Raw genomic sequence first — 18,914 nt, 5'->3', positions numbered from 1 at the left:
CCTGTGGTTCCACTGCTTAAAATCTTGGTGGGTAGTAGTACTACCACCACGAGTCAGCCTGGTCTAGGGTGTTGCTCAATTCGAGACGGGCGAGGGAATGACCAACTCCATCACCAACGGGACGAGCGCCCTGGCGCGACTGAGGGCTGCCAGGCCGTCGCTGTCCGACACCGAACGGAAGGTCGCGGACTGGATCCTGGAGCAGCCGGCAGGACTGCTGGAGAGCTCGATGCTGGATGTCGCCCGCGCCTGCAACGTCAGCGACACCACGGTGCTGCGGATGTGCCGCAACAGCGGCTTCGCCGGGTTCACCGACCTCAAGCTCGGCCTGGCCCAGGACCTCGCCTCGCCGACCCAGCTGATCCACGACGACGTCACGCCCGACGACGACGCGGCGACGGTCGCGGCCAAGGTCTTCGCCAGCACCATCCAGTCCCTGCGCGATACGCACCACCTGCTGACCGGGCAGGACATGGCGCGGGCCCTGGATCTACTCGAAGCCGCCGACCACGTCCTGGTCGGCGGCGTCGGCACGTCCGGGGTCGTCGCGCAGTCCTTCTACCAGCGGTGCCACCGGCTCGGGATCCGCTGCGACGCCCCCATCGACTCGCAGTTGCAGATCATGCACGCCTCCCTGCTGCGCCCCGGGGATCTCGCGGTCGGCATCTCCTACTCAGGCGCCACGAAGGACGTGGCCGACATGCTGACCCAGGCGCGCCGGGCCGGCGCGTCCACCCTCGTCGTGACCGGCAACCGGGACTCACACGTCGCGCGGCAGGGAGACATCGTGCTGGTCAGCGTCTCCCACGAGACCCGCAGTGAGCCCCTGGCCGCCCGGGCCTGCCAGATGGCGCTCCTCGACGCCCTCTACGTCGCGTACTCGCTGCGGCACGTCGACGACGTGCTGGAGAAGGAGAAGCGGCTCAACCAAGCCATCGCACAGCGTTCCTACTGACTACTTCGGACACCAGTTGGAGAACCGAGTGATCGTCCAGATCTACACCGCGCAGTCCGCTCGCGAGGCCCTCGCCCTCGCGGAGGTAGGGGTCGACCACGTCGGCCTCACCCCGGCCAAGCTCGGCCTGCCCGGGGAGATCGATGAAGATACCGCTGCGGAAGCAGTCCGGGCGCTGCGCGGGAAGGCAGTCTCGGTGGCCCTGTCCGTCTCCGGTGACCTCGACGAGATCGTCCGCATGACCACGCGGGTCCAGCCCGACATCCTGCACCTGTGTGGCGAGCCCGGCGCCGTGCCGCCGTCCGCCGTCGCGTCGCTGCGACGCCGGCTGCCCGACTGCAAGATCATGCAGGCCATCGCCGTCACCGGTCCCGAGGCGGTGGACACCGCCCGCGCCTACGCCGACGTCAGTGACCTGCTCATCCTCGACTCCCACACCGACGAGGTCGCGGGCGTCGGCGCCGCCGGGGTGGTGCACGACTGGGACATCAGCGCGCGGATCGTCGCGTCCGTCGGCATCCCGGTCATCCTCGCCGGGGGGCTGTCCCCCGAGAACGTGGCTGCGGCGATCGCGACCGTGCGCCCGTGGGGCGTGGACTCGCTCACGCTGACCAACCGGGCGCTGCCCGGAGGCGGTTTCGAGAAGGACCTCGCCCGCGTCGCCGAGTTCGTCACCAACGCGGGTGCCACACGGGTCCCCGCATGAGCACCACGATCAACCACCCCGTCACCACCACGGGATTGCCGGGTCAGCGCCCGGGCATCTCCCCCGCGTCCCCCATGGTGTCCGCCCGCCCGCCGGTTCCGGACGCCGAACCGCGCGTCGACCTGGGCGTCCTGGACGCCGTCCAGCGCCGGGTGTTGTGGCTCGCGACGCGGATCGTGGACGCGGCCAACCGTGAGCGGGACACCGGCGACGGGGTGAAGGTCGGGGGCCACCAGGCGTCGTCGGCGTCGATGGTGACGGTGATGACGGCCCTGTGGTTCGCGCACCTGGACGCGGCGGACCGGGTGGCGGTCAAGCCACACGCCGCACCGGTCTTCCACGCGATCCAGTACCTGCTCGGCAAGCTGGACCGGTCCTACCTGACGAAGCTGCGCGCACGGGGCGGGCTGCAGTCGTACCCCTCGCGGACCAAGGACCCCGACGAGGTCGACTTCTCGACCGGCTCGGTCGGGCTCGGCGCGGCGGCGCCGCTGTTCGCGGCGGCCGTGCGCCGCTACGTGGACGCCCACTTCGGGCAGCGTCCCCGGTCCCGGTTCATCGCGCTGCTCGGCGATGCCGAACTGGACGAGGGCAACGTCTGGGAAGCGGTGGCCGACCCTGCCACCCAGGGGCTCGGCAAGGTCACCTGGATTGTGGACTTCAACCGGCAGTCCCTTGACCGGGTCGTCCCCGGAATCCGGATCGACCAGTGGCGGGCCTCGTTCGAGGCCAACGGCTGGCACGTCGTCGAGGTCAAGTACGGGCGACGGCTCCAGGCGTTCTTCTCCCGCCCGAACGGTCCGCTGCTGCGCGAGTGGATCGACGCGATGCCGAACGAGCAGTACCAGTCGCTGTTCGGCCTGGTCGGCCCGGCACTGCGGGAACGGCTCCTGGACGGGGCTCCCGCCGGCCTGGCGGACCTTGTCGCCGACGTCACCGACGACGATCTGGGCGAACTCGTCACCGACCTGGGCGGCCACGACCTGGGCGCGGTGCTGGACGGGCTGGCCGAGTGCGACGCGACGGACCGGCCGGCGGTGCTGTTCGCCTACACGGTCAAGGGCTGGGGCCTGCCGATCGCGGGGAACCCGCGCAACCACTCGGCCCTGCTCTCCGGCGAGCAGATCGATGCGCTGCGGGCCCGGACCGGCGTGCGCGCCGACCGGGAGTGGGACCGCTTCGACGCCGACTCGGCCGAGGGCCGGTGGGTCGAGGAACGCGCGCGGCAGTTGGCCCGGCAGCCGCGAAACGCCCGGCTGGGCGTCGCGGTGCCGACCGCCACCGGGGTACGCGTCTCCCGGCCGGTGTCCACCCAGGAGGCCTTCGGTCGGATCCTGGTGGACCTCTCGCGCGACGAGGCGGTCGCTCCGTACCTGGTGACCACGGCGCCGGACGTCGCGACGTCGACCAACCTGGCCGGGTTCATCAACCGGGCCGGAGTGTTCGCGCCCACCGAGCGGCGGTCATGGAACGCCGACCCGGTGCTGAGGTGGGCGGAGGGGCCGACCGGGCAGCACATCGAGCTCGGCATCAGCGAGATGAACCTCTTCCTGCTGCTCGGGCAGCTTGGTCTGGCCTGGGACCACTCCGACCAACCGCTCCTGCCGGTCGGCACCGTCTATGACCCGTTCGTGTGCCGAGGGCTGGACGCGTTCATCCACGGCGCCTATTCCGGGTCGCGTTTCCTGGTGGCCGGCACACCGTCCGGGGTCACCCTGGCACCCGAGGGCGGGGCTCATCAGTCCACGATCACCGCGTCCATCGGCATCGAACTGCCTGGCGTGACGTTCCTGGAGGCCGCTTACGCCACCGCCCTGGACTGGCTCATGTGCGACGCCCTGTCGCACATCGCCGCAGGTTCGGCGGGCTCTGCTGCCGACGACGGCGCGTACTACCTGCGGCTGTCGACCCGCCCGATCGACCAGGCGCCCTTCGAAGCGGCCCGCCGCCGGCTGGGCGACGTGGTCCTGCGCCGGCAGGTGCTGGCCGGTGCGTACCGGCTGGTCGACGCGTCCGAGTTGGCCGCCACCGGGGCACCGCAGGTCTACCTGGCCGCCAGCGGCGCCGTCCTGCCGGAAACGGTCGCGGCGGCGACCGAACTGGCCGAGGAAGGCATCGCCGCGCACGTCGTGGACATCACCTCGGCCGACCGCCTCTTCACCGCCTGGCAACGGGCACTGCGGCAAGGCATTCGGACCGCGACCGCGCCGGCCATCCCCGGCGCGTTGCGCACCGCGTTCGCGACGCGGGCACCTCTCGTGACCGTCCACGATGCCTCCAGTCACGCACTCGCGTGGCTCGGCTCCGCGCTCGGCGTGCCTGCGGTGCCGCTCGGGGTCGACGAGTTCGGACAATCGGGCAGCGTCGCCGACCTCTACGAGATCCACGACCTGCTCCCCGGATCGATCACGAACGCAGCGCTGGCCGCCCTGACCCTGGGAACCTGACGGCGCCAGCCGGTTCCGGCGGTGACATGTCGACGATCACCTTCATCGACTCCACCGGGTGCGGCACACTCGTCTACACCTGAAGCTCCGCTCACGATGCAGGGGAACTCGTACGGTCGATTCCGCCCACACCGGTAGTTGCCGCATCTTGGGTTGATCTCGGTCCTATGGGCCGGTCAGGTCCCGTCATGGCGACGGTTTGGGTTGTTCGGGTGGACGTCCCCACGCTCGCCTGGCGTCGGCGGTGGCGGCGGCGGCCAGTACGGCGGTGGCAGCGGCTGATGCGGCCAGCGGTGGCAGGTGGATCATCGCGGGAAAGAGAGCGGCCAGGATGGCCAGCGTGATGACCCGGGAGGGGGACACGCGGGAGAAGACTTCGTACTCGAAGCGTGCTCGGCCGATCGTGAACAGGGCCGGGCCGCCGAGGATGACCGCGATCCACGTGGCTTGTGTGTGGCCGTGGGGGTGTTCGATGGCCAGGTGGTAGCCGATGGCGGTGGTGACGATGCCGGCAAGCATGATCAGGTGTGAGTCGGTGGTGGACCAGCCCATTTTCGCCGGGGACGTGCTTCTGCTGAGCGCTTCGGGGAGGATCTGCCCGGCGCGGTGGAAGTAGATCCGCCAGATCAGCACTGTGGTGGCCACCGCGATCGCGAACGCGGCGGTCTGGCCGGCGCCGACGGTGCCTTCGGCGTAGACGCGGCCGGTGACCAGGATCGCCTCGCCGAGGGCGATGAGGAGGAACTGTTGGTAGCGCTCGGCCAGGTGCTCGCCCTCCATGCGCAGTTTCGCTGCCGGGGAGCGGCCGAGGCCGGGAATCGGGAAGCCTGATCGCGCGGTCATCCATTCGGTGGCCAGTGCCAGCAGCCACAGCGGTAGCCGCCATCTGAGTGTCAGCACGGCGCCGGCGATCCATAGGGCGCCGGTCAGGGTGAAGGTGGTCAGCATCCGTAGCTCGTGCCGCCGTCTTTCGGGCTCGCCGCGCAGTGAGATCGACAGGATGAGGGATCGGCTGACGTGGGCGAGGACGTAGGCGGCGGCGAGGGCCAGACTCCGGTCGCCGAAGGCTCTGGATACGGCCACTCCCATGACCAGGCTGGCCACCAGCGAGCAGATGACCACGAGTTGGACTCTGTGGTGGTAAGGGTCGTACTGGCTGGTAGTCCATGCCGTGAGGTGCCAGACCGCCCAGAGAGCCAGCAGCAGCAACAATGCCTTGGCCAGGCCGGTGGCGACGACACTCGGAACATGCCTGTCGGGGCCGGTGAGAACGTCGGCGGACCGGGCCGATATCCGGGTGAACGCGAAGACGAACACCACGTCGAAGAACAATTCCAGGAAAGTCGCCGGCCGTTTGGCCTCGTCCTTGAGCAGTAGCTGTGCCGGTTCCCCCACCGTCAAAGACCCCATTTCCAGCGCTTGGCCCGGTCCATGGCTGTCAGATCGCCTATCTAGGAGGCGATGGGGCCTCCAGTGGTTTTCCGCGGGCACGTGCGGCGTCGGTGGCGGCGATGCCGGCCAGGACCAGCGCGGCGACGAGGGCGGCGAACAGGCGTGGTAGGAGAACCATCAACGGGGTGGCGAGGATCAAGATGAGGACCCCGATCACCCGTGGTCGAGACACGCGGGCGAAGACGACGTATTCGAAGTGGGCGCGTCCGGCGACGTACAGGGCGGGACCGCCGAGGATGACCGCGGCCCAGGCCGGCTCGGTGTGGCCGAGCGGGTTGGGGATGACCAGTTCGTAGCCGACGGCGGTGATGATGATGCCGAGGATCATGACCCAGTGGGCGAAGGCGGCCACCCGGCCGAGATGAGTCGGGTCCTCCGACGCGGCGATGGCCTCGCCGAGGATCTGCCCGGCCCGGTAGAAGTAGATCCGCCACAGCAGCACGGTGGTGGCGAACCCGATCACGAACGCGGCTGTCGATGCGACGCCGTACAGGCCCCTCGTGTATTCCAGGGCGAGGGCCACGACGGACTCGCCGAGGGCGATCAGCAGGAACTGCCGGTAGCGGTCCGCCAGATGCTCGCCGGCGGCCGCCCACACCGTGGAACGCTGCGGGCCGAGCTTCGGCACGGGCCACCCGAAGCGGGCCGACAGGTAGTCCCCGGCTGCGGCGACAACCCACAGCAGCACCCGGGTCGCGCCGTGGGTGAACGCGCCGGCGATCCACAAGATGCCCGTCAGGGTGAACCAGACGAGTTCACGCGCCACCGTGCCCTGCAGTTCGTGGCCACGCAGCATGATCTCGAGGACGACGGATCGGCCGATCTGGATGACGACATACGGCACGGCGAAGGCCAGCGCGCCGCCGCGAAACGCGGTGGGCAGCGCGGCCGACATGATCAGGACTCCGAACATGGTCATGATGACCACGGCCTGCACCGGCGGCCGGCGTGGGTCGAGTCGCGCCGTCGTCCACGCGGTCAGGGTCCACACCCAGGTCAGCGGCATGAGCAGCAGCAGCGTCCTGCCGGCGGCCGGGAGAGCAAGCCACGACTCGGCGACGCCAGGCTGGCCCAACCTGTCGGTCACGCGCAGGGTGATCCGCCCAATGACGAAGACGAAGGCCAGGTCGAAGAACAGTTCCAGGAACGTCGCCTGCTGCGGACTTCCTCGTTTGCGGAGCAGGTTGTCCCGCACCCCTGCCCTCCCCAGCCCCGCTCGCCGACCCCCTCACGCGGTACATTGCCAGGCCGCCCATCAGCGGGTGGCACAATCACGGCGATCCCACCGGCGGAACGTGAATCGTGCTATCACCGTGAAGGGCTGGTGCTACCACCCGGATCGGAAGCGCGGAAGGCACCGACATGAGTGCCGACCAGCACGTTCCCGGCCACCTGCATGGAGCCCTTTACGATGGCCCGGTTCTGCCACCAGTGAGCGTCTCGGGCCTTCTACCTCACGGCGACCGACATCGGCGCGCTGAGCCGGCCCTCGTTCCCGCTGCGATCCAGCCCGGGCACGCAGTAGGACAGCGGGCGGCCGGCCGGGGCTGCGCGGCCGACCCAGGCCGTACTTCGGGTGGTGCCGAGGAGTTGGGCCGCGTCGCCGTCCACCCGGTAGACGGCGAAGCTCGCTGCGCCGCCCTCACGCCAGGTGAGCACCATCCCACCGGCGTCCGCCGTACGCCCGTGACCTCGGGCGCGGCGGGCGGCGCCGCCGGTAGCTGCGCCATCGTGGGCACCAGCGCCGAGCACTGATGGCGGTGGAAGTGGATGGGTTCTGGCAGCTTGTGGAGCGGGCGCGAACGGCGGCGTTCGAGGCAGTGGGCTACGAGTCGTCACGGTCCTCCGGAGAGGCGATGCACGATCGGTGTGGTGGACTCGTACAGCGCCAGGTAGTCGGCGAAGAGGGCGTCGTACCGGTCACGGTGCCGGGGGTCCGGCTCGATCGCACGCATCATCGGGTTCCATGCTGCGGTGTCTGATGCCGCTCCGGTCGCGGCCGCGGCCAGCATCGCATCGCCGTACGCCGCCCCGGTCGTCTCCCGGGGAAGCTCCTGCACCAGGCCGGTCACGTCGCTGATGATCTGCGTCCACAGGTCGCCGGTGGTTCCGCCGCCGACCGGTACCACCCGTGCCGGAACCGCGCCGGCCTCGCGCATTGCCGCGATGTTGTGTCGCACCCCGTACGCGACTCCCTCCAGTGCCGCCCGGTACAGGTGGCCTCGGCCGTGACCGAGGGTCAGCCCCGCCACCACGCCCCGCGCCCGGGGGTCGAAGATCGGCGTACGCTCCCCGGCCAGATAGGGCAACATCAGTAGTCCCTCGCTGCCGGGCGCTACCGCGGCCGCCTCCCTGGTCAAGGCGGTGTAGTCCGCGCCGGTCAGATCGGCCAGCCAGCCGGTGACCGATCCCGCGGTGGCCATCCCGGCGGCGAGGCAGTTCACCCCGGGACGTAGGCCGACGGTGGGCCACAGCCGGCTGCTGGTCAGTGGCCGGTCGGTCATCGCGACCAGGAACATGGTGCTGCCGTACATCAGCATCAGGTCGCCGGGCGCGCGGACGGCGACGCTCTCCGCCTCGGCCCAGGCGTCGATGGTGCCGGCGGTCACCGGCAGACCGGCGGGCAGGCCGGTCTGCCGGGCGGCCTCGGCGGTGATCCGGCCGGCGACCTCGTTCGCCCAGCGCAGCGGAGGACGCTGTACGTGTGGAGCGATCTCGTCCCACCAGGCGGGGTCCCAGTCGCCGGCCCGCTGGTCGTAGAGCGGGCTCACCTGGCTCGCTGAGTGGTGGTCGAGCAGGTACTCGTCGGTGAGCCGGTGCACCAGGAAGGAGCTCGCCATGAACATCATTCGGGTTCGGGCGAAGATGTCCGGCTCGTGCCGGGCGAGCCAGTACAGCTTCGGCCCGATCGCCTGGGAGGTGAGGATCGACCCGCGGCGCACGATCTCCGCCGCGCCCCACCGGTCGGTGAGCAGGCCGATCTCCTCCTCGGCCCGGGTGTCGATGCCGTAGAGGACGGCTGGCCGCAGCGGCCTACCGGCCTCGTCGGCGGGCAGCATGCACGGTCCGATGCCGCTGACCCCGAGGCCGGCCGGGCGGATACCGGCATCCGCGGTCAGCTCGGCGATCACCCGCCGGAAGTCGCCCCACCAGACCGACTCCGGATCGTGCTCGTACCAGCCGGGTCGGGGGCTGCTCAGGCCGTGCGCGACCTGCGCGCGGGCCACGACCCGGCCGTCCGCGGTGACGGCGACGCCTTTTGTGCTCGCGGTGCCGACGTCGACGCCAAGGAAGACGTCCATCAGAGCAGCGGGGCGTTGTCGGGGCGGCTGCCGCAGAGGTTGACTCGCATGCCCAGTTGGTGCCCGGTCAGCGCCTTCGCGGCGAGCAGTTCGTCGGCTCCGGCCGCGTCGGTGGCGTAGCTGACCTGGATGTGGTTGGAGCGGTGCCGGGCCATGAACTGGTCCCGGGTGACGCCGTGCAGCACGGCGTGCATGATCGGCCACTCCCGGGTGGTCGCGGCCCACCGCCGTTCGGTCTCCGCCGCGGGCAGCTCCACCACGGTGGCGCGGCCGAGGTCCATGTGCAGCTCGCCGCCCTCGACGAAGATCCGCGACCAGACCAGCTCGCCGGGCTTGGCCACGCCCCGCACGGTGCCGCCACCGAGCCGGAAGTAGAGCGGTGGCTGGCGCATCGAGTCCGTGCCGGCATACCCGCCGACGTGGTGCTCGGGCGGCACCGCGCCGGAGATCTCGAAGACCCAGACGAAGTCGTCCACCGTGCCGCTGGCGTCGTGGTCGCCCCACCGCACGTCGTGCAGGGTGGTCTCCACCGGCTGCCCGAGCGCGCCGGCCAGCCGGGTGGTGAGCAGGGCGTCCAGGCCGGCGCACTCGTCGACCTCGTTGAAGTGGGTGATCGGGGCGCCGTCGCGGATGACCGCACCGTCGTCCCCGATGACCGGCGGGCGGTCGGCGTTGTTCAGCAGGCCCTCTGCCAGGTCGGATGCGGGCAGTACGTCGGCGAGACCGAGCTGGTACTGGATGCCGATGATGTCGCACCGGAACCGGTCCGCGATCCGGGCCGCGGCGGCGTACATCCGCAACTGGAGCAGGACCTGCTCTCGGGTGAGCTCGGTGGCCTCGTCGGTGCCGAAGTGGAAGGTCATGCCCCGGTCGGTCAGCCACCGCAGGGCGGCTACCGCCTCGTCCTCGCTCGCCCGCATGGTCTCGGCGTACAGGGCCGACTGGGACAGCCGCTCCTTGAAGACGTTGAGCGGGAAGAGCAGTTCGTCGGGGATGATCGCGTTGTACATCCCCATGCAGCCCTCGTCGAAGACGCCGAGGATGGTGCCCTCCCGGTGTAGCCGGCCGAGCACGTCGTCGGCAGCCTGGCGGGCGCGGCCGTCCACTGCGGACACGTCGAACGGTGTGACGTGGCTGAGGTCGTGCTGGATGCTGCCCTTGGTCAGCCATTCGTCGAGGCGCGCGTTGAACCAGTCGTCGGTGAAGGTGCGGCTCCACAGGGTCTCGAACGGCCGCCCGGCCTTGGCCAGCGAGGCGTTGAGGTTGAGCAGGCCGACCAGGCCGGGCCACTCCCCTTCCCAGTTGGCCACGGTGAGGATCGGGCCGCGGTGCCGCAGCAGCCCGCCGAGGACCTGCTGGGAGAACATCCACACGCCTTCGGCCATGACCACCGGGGCGTCCGGCGGCAGCGCGCCGAGCACCGCGAGGCCCTGCGCCTGGCTGGCGATGAAGCCGTGCCCTTCGGGCGTGTCCGCCGGGTGCGCCCGTTCCAGGGTGACGCCCCGCTTCCGGAACGCATCGGTGAGGAGGGCCTCGAACCGCTGTTGGGCGGGCCAGCAGAGCTGGTTGGCGGACAGCCGCTGGTCGCCGTTGGCGACGAGGTACGCGTGGTCGATCATGACGTCTCCAATGGGTAGCGACGGGCCATCTCGGCGAGGGGTACGGGCTGGTAGTCGCCGGCGTGGCCGGCCTGCCCGAAGAGCCGCATGCGCTCGGCGACCATCCGCTGCATCGCCTCGCGGCCGGGGCGCAGGTAGTACGCCGGATCGACGTTCAGCCGGTCCGTGCCCAGCGCCTGCCGCGCCGCACCGGTGAAGGCCAGGTGCGAGTCCATGCCCTGGTTGATCTTGCGGACGCCCATCGTGATGGACCGGACCTTCTCCGCGTCCGGCACGCCCCACGACTCGGGCAGGCCGGCGCCGTACCGGTTGTTCTGCTCCCGCAGCTGAGCGGGCAGCGACGACGAGCCGTGCATGACCAGGTGGGTCTGCGGCACCAGGCTGCTGATCTTTTCGATCAGCGTCATCTGCAGCACGGACCCGTCCGGGGGTGCGTCGAACTTGTAGGCGCCGTGCGAGGTGCCGATCGCCACGGCGAGGGCGTCCACACCGGTCGCCGTCACGAATTCCCTGGCCTGGTCGGGGTCGGCGAGCACGATCGGCGCCCGGGATCCGTCGGTCTTGGAGCCGCCGATGGTGCCCAGCTCGCCCTCGACGGAAACTCCGTGGCGGTGGGCCTCCGCCACGACCTCGGTGGTCACCGCGAGGTTCTCGGCGAACGAGGACGGGGTGCCGTCGGCGCGGAGGCTTCCGTCGATCATGACGCTGGTGAAGCCGTTGTCCATCGCTCGCCGGCAGGTGGCGGGGTCCGGGCCGTGGTCCAGGTGCAGCACCACGGGCAGCTGCGGGTAGCCGTCGATGAGGTGGTGCAGCGCGGCCCAGAACCGTTCGTCGTCGCGGTGGGCGGTGACGCCGGCCAGCGAGGCGAGGATGACCGGCGACGACGTTTCGGCGGCGGCGTCGAGGACCGCCTCGGCCTGCAGCACGTCGCTGACGTTGAACGCGCCGAGGGCGTACCCGCCGCGCCGCGCCTCGTCCAGCGCCTGTCGAAGAGTGACCAGTGGCATGGGATGCCCTTCCTCAGAGCGACGTGGTGATGCCGAGCGAGTGGTAGTCCAGGACGATCGGCTTGTCGGTCAACGCCCGGGCGTGCAGCAGCACCTTGGCGGCGCTCTCCACCGCGACGGTGGTCTTGAACGCGTCCCGCAGGTTCTCGCCCACCGTGAGCAGCCCGTGGTTCGCCCAGACCACAGCGTTCAGGTCCCCCATCACGTCGCACATCGCGTCGCCGAACTCGGTGCGGTTGCTGAGGGCGAACGGCATGATCGGGACATCGCCCTTGGTGTAGATGACCATGTTGACCAGGGCACCGGTGATCGGCTGGCCGGCCACCCCGAAGACGTTGGCGAAGACCGGCTCGGTGTGCACGATCGCGTTCACGTCCGGCCGCCGGCGGTAGACCGCCAAGTGCACGGTCACCTCGGAGGACGGCTGGTGCGGCCCCTCAATGACGTTGGCGTCGGCGTCCACCACCACCATGTCGTCGGCCGTCATCCGGTCGTACTCCAGGTCGGTCGGGGTGATCAGGAAGCGGTCCGTGCCAGGCAGCCGGACGCTGATGTTGCCCTGGGTGTTGAAGTTGAGGCCGTAGCGCATGGACAGCAGGCAGTAGTCCAGCACGTCCTGCTTGGTTTGCTGCAGGTCGAACTCGGTCACCGGGTCTCCTTCGGATCGGAAAAACTACGGTCGTGCGGGATGAGGGTCGGATAGAGGTCACGGAACCGGCGCGACTGCGTGGCGTACCACTGGGCCGTGCCGGGGTCGGGGTGGGCGATCGGCAGGCAGGCCGGTGCGGGCAGCTCGGCCAGCGACGGATAGCGGCCGATGCCGGCGCCCGCCTGCAGGGCCGCGCCGCGGGCCGCCGCGTGCCCCGGCACCGGGGTCAGCGCAAGCCCGGCGGCGGAGGCGCGGATGGCCAGCGCCCGATGGCTGCGGGCGCCGCCGCCGACGGCGTGTACGGCGCCGATCGTGACGCCCCGCTCGGTGAGCGCGTCGGCGATCTTGCGCAGCTCGAACGCGGACGACTCGAGGAAGGCGCGGGCGAGCTGCTCCCGGGTGGTCTCGAGGGTGAGCCCCACGACGGCGCCACGGGCCCTCGGGTCGTTGTCGAGCGTCCCGGATCCGGCGAAGTACGGCAGCACCAGCACCTGCGGCGGCTCGGGCGACGCCGCCTCGAAGAGGGCGTCGCGCTCGGCGGGCCCGGCGACGCCGGCCAGCGTGGCGAACCAGTCCAGCGCCCAACCGCCGGCGGCCGTGCCGGCCAGGGTGAGCCAGCGGCCCTCACCCATCGGGTACGACGCCAGGCCGGTACCGACGAGCCCGCCGGGACGTGCGGGTGATCCGACGGTCAGGCAGTCGCTGGATCCGAAGGAGAACACGGCCGCCGAGCCGAACCGGCCGCCGCCGCCGAGGAACGACGACGCCTGGTCGTGCGATCCGACCACGAGCGGCAGGCCGGCCGGCAGTCCCGTTGCGCTGGCCGCGTCGGCGCTGAGCTTGCCGGTCATGGTGCCCGGTGGGACCACCTCGGGCAGCAGGGCGACCGGGACTCCGGTGGCGGCGAGCAGCTCGGCCGACCAGACGCCGCGGTCGACGTCGAAGCCGCCGGTACGGGCCGCCATGCTGGTGTCCAGCGCCGGCCGCGCGCCGAGCCGGGCGGCGACGTAGTCGCCCAGGCAGCGATAGCCGCGCACGTCCGGACCGGTCCAGCCGGGAATCTTGTAGACGGAGAACATCGGGTGCGGCGGCTGGCCGGTGATCCGCTGCACCTCGCCGGCGCCCAGTTCCGCGGCGACCCGGTCGGCCAGGTCCGCACCGCGCCGGTCCATGCTCACCGGCGCCGGTGCGAGAGCCTTGCCCTCGGCGTCGACCGGCAGGACCGCCTCGCCCTGCACGCTGAACGAGATCGCCTCCGGAGGGTCGGCGACCACCGCGTCGCGGGCGGCCACGTCCGCGAGCAGCGCGGTGGCCGCGGCAAGCACCTCGTCGGCGTCGGTCTCCACGATGCCGGGCGCCGGCCGGTGCAGGGTGGTCGCGCGGGCCGCGCCGGCGATCTCGACGCCGGCCGCCGAGATCGCCACCACCCTTACGCCGGTGGTGCCCAGGTCGACGCCGAGCAGGCTCATTTGATCGCCCCGGACAGGCCGTTGACCAGGTGGCGCTGGACCAGCAGGAAGACCGCCACGATCGGGATCGAGATGAGTACCAGGATCGCGAACAGCGCGCCCGGCTGGCTGAGGAAGGTGCCGCGGTAGGCCAGCGGGATCAGGGTCAGTGGCTTGAGCGTGTTGTCCTCGAGGGTGACCAGCGGCAGCAGGAAGTCGTTCCAGGACGACATGGACTGCCAGATCGCCACGACGGCCAGGGCGGGCCGGCTCAGCGGTAGGTAGACCTTCCAGTAGACGGAGAACTTGCTGGCGCCGTCCAGCATGGCCGCCTCGTACAGCTCGTTCGGCACCGCGAGGAACGAGGTGCGGATGATGATGACCGCGAACGGCAGGCCCAGCGCGGTGTAGACGAGCACCAGGCCGGCCAGGTTGTTGTAGAGGCCCATGGCCTGAAGGATCTTGAAGGTGGCCACGACGATGCTGGACATCGGCAGGATCAGCGCCAGGGTGAGCGCCCCGAAGATCACCGCCTTGAGCGGTACGCGCAGCCGGGCCAGCGCGAACGCGGTCATGGAGCCGAACAGGATGACCAGCAGCACCGACGGGACGGTGACCAGCAGGCTGTTCACCAGGTTCCGCAGGATCGGATTGTTCGTCCAGATCTGCATGTAGTTGCCCAGCGACGGCTCCTGCGGGAACAGCCCGAGGGCGGTGGTGCCCGGGTTCGAGGTGGGCAGCAACGACAGGCCGACGACCATGACGAGCGGGATCAGCCAGAGCACGGCCAGCGGGGCAAGAACGGCGTGCGACCAGTGTGGAAGGCGGCGCCGGTGCGGCCGGACCGGTCCGGAGTCGGCTCGTGCCGGCGCGCCAGTCGCCGGGATGGCCTTGCGGTCAATGGTCATTTCTCGTCTCCGGTGAGGAAGCCCGATCCGAACGCCCGCACCATCGACAGCGAGCTGATCACCGCGATCAGCAGCAGGACCGCGCTGATGGTCGAGGCGTACCCGACGCTCTGCAGCTGGAAGGCCTGCTTGAAGGTGTAGGTGGGGAGCATCTCGGAGGCGTGGTTGGGTCCGCCCTCGGTGAGGACGTAGACGAGTTCGAAGGTTTTCAGCGAGCCGATGATGCCGAGCAGCAGCAGGGACAGGTGGGTCTGCCGGAGCAGCGGCCAGATGATGCTGCGGATCGTGCGCCAGGTGCCGGCACCGTCGATCTTGGCGGCGGCCAGCACGCTGCTGTCGATGAGCTGCAGGCCGGCCAGGTAGAACAGCATGGAGAAGCCGGTCCACATCCACACGTTGACGACGATCGCGGCGAAGATGGCGGTCTTCGGGTCGGCGAGGTAGCCGTGCACCAGAAAGTCGAGCCCGGTGGCCCGGCCCAGCTTGGCAACCACGCCGTTGAACGGGTCGAAGATGCGCTGCCAGACGATGCCCACCACGACCGGGGAGAGCACGGCGGGGATGAAAAAGATCGCCCGGTAGATCGCCCGGCCGCGCAGCTTCTCATTGAGCAGCATGGCCAGGAAGAACCCGATGAGGGCCTGCGGGATGATGGTGAGCAGGATCCACCAGCCGGAGTTCTTCAGGGTGGTCAGGAAGATCGGGTCCTGGAAGAGCCGGGTGTAGTTGCCGAGACCGACTAATCTGCCCGGGTTCACCCCGTCCCAGTCGAGGGTGCTGGCCTGGAAGTTGTAGACGATCGGGTAGATGACGAAGATCCCGAACAGCACGATGGCCGGCAGCAGGAACAGGGTTCCGGCAAGCCACTCCCGGGGAGCGGTGTGCTTCTGAACGGTGTGGTCACTCATTGGTCAGCTCCGTGGCCGGATGAGGGTGTGGGCCGCACACCCTCATCCGCCTGGTTCGGGCGGCCTGGGCCGCTCAGCCGTTGACCTTCTGCTGTTCCGCCTGCACCTTCGCGGCGGCCGCCTGGGGCGTCAGCTCACCCGTGGCGATGCCGGACAGTGCGTCCCCGAGTGCGGTGTCCATCTGCGGGGTCTTCAGGTAGCGGGAGTACTTCACCTGCGGCATCCAGTCCGAGGTCAGGGTCGTCCAGATCTGCTTCTGCTTGTCGCTGGTGAACTTCTCCGGGTTCAGGCCGGTCACCGCGGGCAGGTCGTTGAACGTGTTGATCAGCTTCTGGGCGCCCGCGCCGGCGATCCAGTCGGTGAGCACCTTGCACGCCAGGTCGGGGTTCTTGGTGTTCTTGGCGATGCCCAGCGAGACGTCGATGCCGCCGACGAGCTGCGGCTGGGCGGCGCCGCCCGGAATGGTGGGGAACAGGAACGGCTGGTAGCCGGACATGCCCTCGGACAGCGGCGGCAGGCCGGTCTTGGTCGGGTCGGACTGCTGGATCCACCAGGCGCCGAGCGGGATCATCGCCGCGTTGCCCGCCTCGAACTGGTTCGCGCCGGTCGGGTAGGCGTCCAGGCCGATCGCGCCCTTCTGGGCGATGCCGTCGGTGAAGAGCTTGCTCCAGTAGTCGAACGCTTCGACGAGCTTGGGGTTGGTCCACGAGTCGGAGCCGTCCTCGGCCTTGTAGACCAGGCCCGGCTCGATGTTGTTGGCGATCTGCAGGAAGACGACGTTGCGCAGCCAGCTGTCCTTGGCGGGCAGCATGAACGGCGCGTACTCCCCGCCCTTGAGCTGGTTGACCGTCGCCTTGAGCTGGTCCCAGGTCTGCGGGATCTGGGCGTGCTTCTCGTCGAAGATCTTGGTGTTGGCCCAGAGGTTCACGGTCTGCACGAGCAGCGGGAGCGTGTAGAAGTTCTCGTCGCCGGCCGGGTTGCCCATCCGGGCCTGCTCGATGCCGATCGGGTAGAACTTCTTCTGCCAGTCGGCGCCCCACGTCTTCTGGGCGCAGTCCTGCAACGGCATGAGGTTGGCCCGGTACTGCTGGGTGAGCGCGCCAGGCTGAAGGCCGACGATGTCGGGCATCGTGTTGGACGCGGCCCGGGTCTGCAGGTCGACCAGGTACTCGGGGTAGTTGAAGATGGTCGCGTCGATCTTCGCATCCGGGTTCGCCTGCTTGAACGCCGCGATCATCTGCTGGGTGGTCTGCTCGATCGGACTCCACGACCGGAAGGTCAGGGATCCCGACCCGCCGCTGGTGGACTGGTTGTCACTGGCACCGCCGGCGCATGCGGCGAGCCCGAGGGTGAGCGCTGTCGCCGCAGCAACGGCGCCAAGTCTTCTTTGCCGCTTCACTGTCAGGTCCTTCCCACGGACGGGGCCGGAGGCGGCCCGTGGATGTAGACGATTACATGAGCTGCACCACAGGCACAACCCCCTCTTGCGCTGGACTTTTACACGTGTCCGCAACAGCCCCTTCACGGCTCGGCAATCTTCCACGCCTCGCCGACCCGCATCTTGCCAGGCAGATCTGTAATCGATTACATTCCGCCCGTGGCTCATCGACCGCCGCCCGCCCTACGGGTAACCTGTGCTCACCTCACCACCGGAACGCCACCGCGAAGGGCCTGCCTTGACCACCATCCGTGACGTGGCCCGGCTCGCCCAGGTGTCCACCGCAACCGTGTCGCGCGTGTTCGCCTCCGACACCGCCGTGCGACCGGACACCGCCGAGCGCGTCCGCCACGCCGCACGGGAACTCGGCTACGTGCCGAACTCGCTGGCCCGATCCCTGCGCCAGCAGACCTCGGCCACCTGGGCGCTGATCATCGCGGACATCGAGAACCCGTTCCTCACCCAGGTCACCCGCGGCGTGGAGGACGTAGCCCAGTCGGCCGGGTACTCGTTGCTGCTGTGCAACACGGACGAGAACCCGGAGAAGGAAGAGGGCTACCTCAGCATCGCCGCGCAGTACCGCGTATCCGGCGTGCTGATCACGCCGACGTCGGCGACCAGCCGAGTCGACCGGCTGCTGTCCCGAGGCCTGCCCGTCATCACCATGGACCGGCCGTTGCGGCAGGACCTGACAGTGGACACGGTCCTGATCGACTCACGTCGCGCAGCCCGAACCGCGGTCGACCGCATGATCGCCCACGGCCACCGCCGGATCGCCTGCATCACCGGACCGCAGCGCGTCTTCACCGCCAGCGAACGGGTGCTCGGCTACCGAGAAGCCTTACAGGACGCCGGACTGCCGATCGACGAGAACCTCATCCGCTACGCCGCCTTCAACGAAAACGGCGGCCGCCAGGCCGCGGACGCCCTGCTGGAAACGGCGGACGTCGAGGCCATCCTGGTGGCCAACAGCATGATGGCCGTCGGCGTCCTACGCGTGCTCCGCGACCGGCAACTCACCCCCGGCCAGGACGTCGAGCTGGTGGTCTTCGACGACGCGCCATGGACCGGGCTACTCACACCAGCGATCTCCGTCATCCACCAGCCCGCGTACGAGCTGGGCCAGACCGCCGGCAAACTGCTGCTCGATCGGCTACGCTCCCCCGGCCAACCAGCCCGAACGGTGATGCTGAACGCCACCCTGCCGCCGGACGGCGAGGCACCACTGCCCCGCGTACGGCGACCCGACCTGGCCACCACCGATCCGGTCACCTCCGCGATCCTGACCCGTTCGACCCACCTCAACCCGTAGTCTCAGCCGGCATCCGACATCGACGCCCACGTCCACCTGCCGGACGACGTGCTGACAAAGGTGCGCCTCCGGGCTCGACCCACCCGGCGATTTCGGACGGAGCATGCGGCCTCGACAGCGTCGCGTCGCGCACCTCCACCTTGCCACCGCGTTGATGCGCCTTCAGGGCGGCCCGGGGTATGACCTACTGCCCCCGTCGTACGGATGATCCCGGGGGGGGAGACGTTTTTTCCGAGTCGCTCGCGATCGGCTACCGCTCGCAGGATCCGCTGTCGAGGTGGAAGTACCGTGTGTTGGCCCAGCGGCAGAGCCGGATGCCGACGACGATGCCGGCAATGGTGACCAGGGCGGGGAGGTACCCGCTGGCGACTTGCACGATGGGGATCGCCGGGCAGCCACCCGAGATCGCCCAGCCGGTGCCAAACAAGATTGCCCCGGGGATGACGCCCGCATGGATCCGCCCCGGGGTGCGGCGGACGCGCAACACGGCGAATACCACAACGATGATCGCTACGGCGCCGGCGAAGGCCAGGAGCATGCGAAGATCCTGGAAGGTGAACATGCGGTTCAGTTCGGCGTAGTCGGCGAACCCGATGTTCGCGACGGTGTAGCCGAGGGCCAGCCCAGCGATGATGTTGGCGACGATCAGCCCGCCCCGGGTACGCATCAGATCACCTTCCACAGCAGGAACGACACGAGGACGCCGGTGCCGAAGAAGACGGCAGTCGCGACAATGCTGACCGGCTGTAGCCGGCCACAGCCA

At 69.8% G+C, this 18,914-nt stretch carries 16 protein-coding genes; 4 read left to right on the top strand and 12 right to left on the bottom strand.

Translation table 11 applies throughout. From position 1 onward, the window contains the following. Nucleotides 1-97 precede the first annotated feature (97 nt). The 3 genes from ACY34I_RS30230 to ACY34I_RS30220 all read left to right on the top strand — a co-directional run bounded on the left by ACY34I_RS30230 (nucleotide 98) and on the right by ACY34I_RS30220 (nucleotide 4,108). A complete protein-coding gene (locus ACY34I_RS30230; RefSeq protein WP_148800763.1) occupies nucleotides 98-955 on the top strand; it encodes a MurR/RpiR family transcriptional regulator in 858 nt (285 codons plus the stop codon). A gap of 28 nt (nucleotides 956-983) precedes the next feature. Next, nucleotides 984-1,661 carry a phosphoribosylanthranilate isomerase gene (locus ACY34I_RS30225; RefSeq protein ID WP_148800761.1) on the top strand — a complete coding sequence of 226 codons (678 nt, stop codon included), beginning with the start codon at nucleotides 984-986 and terminating at the stop codon, nucleotides 1,659-1,661. A 74-nt stretch (nucleotides 1,662-1,735) separates the two neighbouring features. Next, nucleotides 1,736-4,108, top strand: coding sequence for a transketolase-like TK C-terminal-containing protein (locus tag ACY34I_RS30220; protein ID WP_462758482.1), 2,373 nt, complete (start codon nucleotides 1,736-1,738; stop codon nucleotides 4,106-4,108). 186 nt (nucleotides 4,109-4,294) lie between these two features. Here ACY34I_RS30220 and ACY34I_RS30215 read toward each other — a convergent pair whose 3' ends face one another. The 11 genes from ACY34I_RS30215 to ACY34I_RS30165 form a co-directional block, all read right to left on the bottom strand. Continuing rightward, the gene (locus ACY34I_RS30215) at nucleotides 4,295-5,599 is read right to left on the bottom strand and encodes a low temperature requirement protein A (RefSeq protein ID WP_462758459.1); all 1,305 of its coding nucleotides are present in this window, start codon (nucleotides 5,597-5,599) and stop codon (nucleotides 4,295-4,297) included. Then, complete coding sequence (locus ACY34I_RS30210; protein ID WP_462758458.1) at nucleotides 5,556-6,755, bottom strand: low temperature requirement protein A; 1,200 nt, start codon at nucleotides 6,753-6,755, stop codon at nucleotides 5,556-5,558. The genes ACY34I_RS30215 and ACY34I_RS30210 overlap by 44 nt, the downstream gene beginning before the upstream one ends. 254 nt (nucleotides 6,756-7,009) lie before the next feature. Then, nucleotides 7,010-7,222, bottom strand: coding sequence for a hypothetical protein (locus ACY34I_RS30205; RefSeq protein WP_462758457.1), 213 nt, complete (start codon nucleotides 7,220-7,222; stop codon nucleotides 7,010-7,012). 173 nt (nucleotides 7,223-7,395) lie between these two features. Beyond that, nucleotides 7,396-8,862, bottom strand: a complete 1,467-nt coding sequence (locus tag ACY34I_RS30200) for an FGGY-family carbohydrate kinase (RefSeq protein WP_462758456.1) — start codon at nucleotides 8,860-8,862, stop codon at nucleotides 7,396-7,398. Continuing rightward, nucleotides 8,862-10,481 carry a fucose isomerase gene (locus ACY34I_RS30195; protein WP_462758454.1) on the bottom strand — a complete coding sequence of 540 codons (1,620 nt, stop codon included), beginning with the start codon at nucleotides 10,479-10,481 and terminating at the stop codon, nucleotides 8,862-8,864. Before ACY34I_RS30195 ends, ACY34I_RS30200 begins: the two co-directional genes overlap by 1 nt. Then, a complete protein-coding gene (locus tag ACY34I_RS30190) occupies nucleotides 10,478-11,488 on the bottom strand; it encodes a ketose-bisphosphate aldolase (protein ID WP_462758453.1) in 1,011 nt (336 codons plus the stop codon). The genes ACY34I_RS30195 and ACY34I_RS30190 overlap by 4 nt, the downstream gene beginning before the upstream one ends. Before the next feature lie 13 nt (nucleotides 11,489-11,501). Beyond that, nucleotides 11,502-12,137, bottom strand: coding sequence for a class II aldolase/adducin family protein (locus ACY34I_RS30185; protein ID WP_222870800.1), 636 nt, complete (start codon nucleotides 12,135-12,137; stop codon nucleotides 11,502-11,504). Further along, a complete protein-coding gene (locus ACY34I_RS30180; RefSeq protein WP_462758452.1) occupies nucleotides 12,134-13,606 on the bottom strand; it encodes an FGGY-family carbohydrate kinase in 1,473 nt (490 codons plus the stop codon). The genes ACY34I_RS30185 and ACY34I_RS30180 overlap by 4 nt, the downstream gene beginning before the upstream one ends. Further along, the gene (locus tag ACY34I_RS30175; RefSeq protein ID WP_462758451.1) at nucleotides 13,603-14,493 is read right to left on the bottom strand and encodes a carbohydrate ABC transporter permease; all 891 of its coding nucleotides are present in this window, start codon (nucleotides 14,491-14,493) and stop codon (nucleotides 13,603-13,605) included. The genes ACY34I_RS30180 and ACY34I_RS30175 overlap by 4 nt, the downstream gene beginning before the upstream one ends. Continuing rightward, nucleotides 14,490-15,401, bottom strand: a complete 912-nt coding sequence (locus tag ACY34I_RS30170; protein ID WP_462758450.1) for a carbohydrate ABC transporter permease — start codon at nucleotides 15,399-15,401, stop codon at nucleotides 14,490-14,492. Before ACY34I_RS30170 ends, ACY34I_RS30175 begins: the two co-directional genes overlap by 4 nt. A gap of 73 nt (nucleotides 15,402-15,474) precedes the next feature. Further along, nucleotides 15,475-16,800 carry an ABC transporter substrate-binding protein gene (locus ACY34I_RS30165; RefSeq protein ID WP_462758449.1) on the bottom strand — a complete coding sequence of 442 codons (1,326 nt, stop codon included), beginning with the start codon at nucleotides 16,798-16,800 and terminating at the stop codon, nucleotides 15,475-15,477. Nucleotides 16,801-17,077: 277 nt separating this feature from the next. Between ACY34I_RS30165 and ACY34I_RS30160 the strand changes: the two genes are divergently transcribed. Further along, nucleotides 17,078-18,151 carry a LacI family DNA-binding transcriptional regulator gene (locus tag ACY34I_RS30160; protein WP_462758448.1) on the top strand — a complete coding sequence of 358 codons (1,074 nt, stop codon included), beginning with the start codon at nucleotides 17,078-17,080 and terminating at the stop codon, nucleotides 18,149-18,151. Nucleotides 18,152-18,401: 250 nt separating this feature from the next. Here the strand turns inward: ACY34I_RS30160 and ACY34I_RS30155 are convergent, their stop codons facing one another. Next, on the bottom strand, nucleotides 18,402-18,818 hold the full coding sequence (locus ACY34I_RS30155) for a YeeE/YedE thiosulfate transporter family protein (protein ID WP_462758447.1): 417 nt from the start codon (nucleotides 18,816-18,818) through the stop codon (nucleotides 18,402-18,404). Between the last annotated feature and the right edge of the window lie 96 nt (nucleotides 18,819-18,914).

This window comes from Micromonospora sp. RTBAU3-60 (assembly GCF_054963695.1).
This window is presented reverse-complemented; position numbering and strand designations above follow the sequence as displayed.

Bases quoted from the DNA above. Each gene is read 5' to 3' on its own strand.
- ACY34I_RS30205 (WP_462758457.1), bottom strand. From the start codon at position 7,222: ATGGTGCTCACCTGGCGTGAGGGCGGCGCAGCGAGCTTCGCCGTCTAC.
- ACY34I_RS30230 (WP_148800763.1), top strand. From the start codon at position 98: ATGACCAACTCCATCACCAACGGGACGAGCGCCCTGGCGCGACTGAGG.
- ACY34I_RS30190 (WP_462758453.1), bottom strand. From the start codon at position 11,488: ATGCCACTGGTCACTCTTCGACAGGCGCTGGACGAGGCGCGGCGCGGC.
- ACY34I_RS30175 (WP_462758451.1), bottom strand. From the start codon at position 14,493: ATGACCATTGACCGCAAGGCCATCCCGGCGACTGGCGCGCCGGCACGA.
- ACY34I_RS30220 (WP_462758482.1), top strand. From the start codon at position 1,736: ATGGTGTCCGCCCGCCCGCCGGTTCCGGACGCCGAACCGCGCGTCGAC.
- ACY34I_RS30200 (WP_462758456.1), bottom strand. From the start codon at position 8,862: ATGGACGTCTTCCTTGGCGTCGACGTCGGCACCGCGAGCACAAAAGGC.
- ACY34I_RS30195 (WP_462758454.1), bottom strand. From the start codon at position 10,481: ATGATCGACCACGCGTACCTCGTCGCCAACGGCGACCAGCGGCTGTCC.
- ACY34I_RS30170 (WP_462758450.1), bottom strand. From the start codon at position 15,401: ATGAGTGACCACACCGTTCAGAAGCACACCGCTCCCCGGGAGTGGCTT.
- ACY34I_RS30180 (WP_462758452.1), bottom strand. From the start codon at position 13,606: ATGAGCCTGCTCGGCGTCGACCTGGGCACCACCGGCGTAAGGGTGGTG.
- ACY34I_RS30155 (WP_462758447.1), bottom strand. From the start codon at position 18,818: ATGCGTACCCGGGGCGGGCTGATCGTCGCCAACATCATCGCTGGGCTG.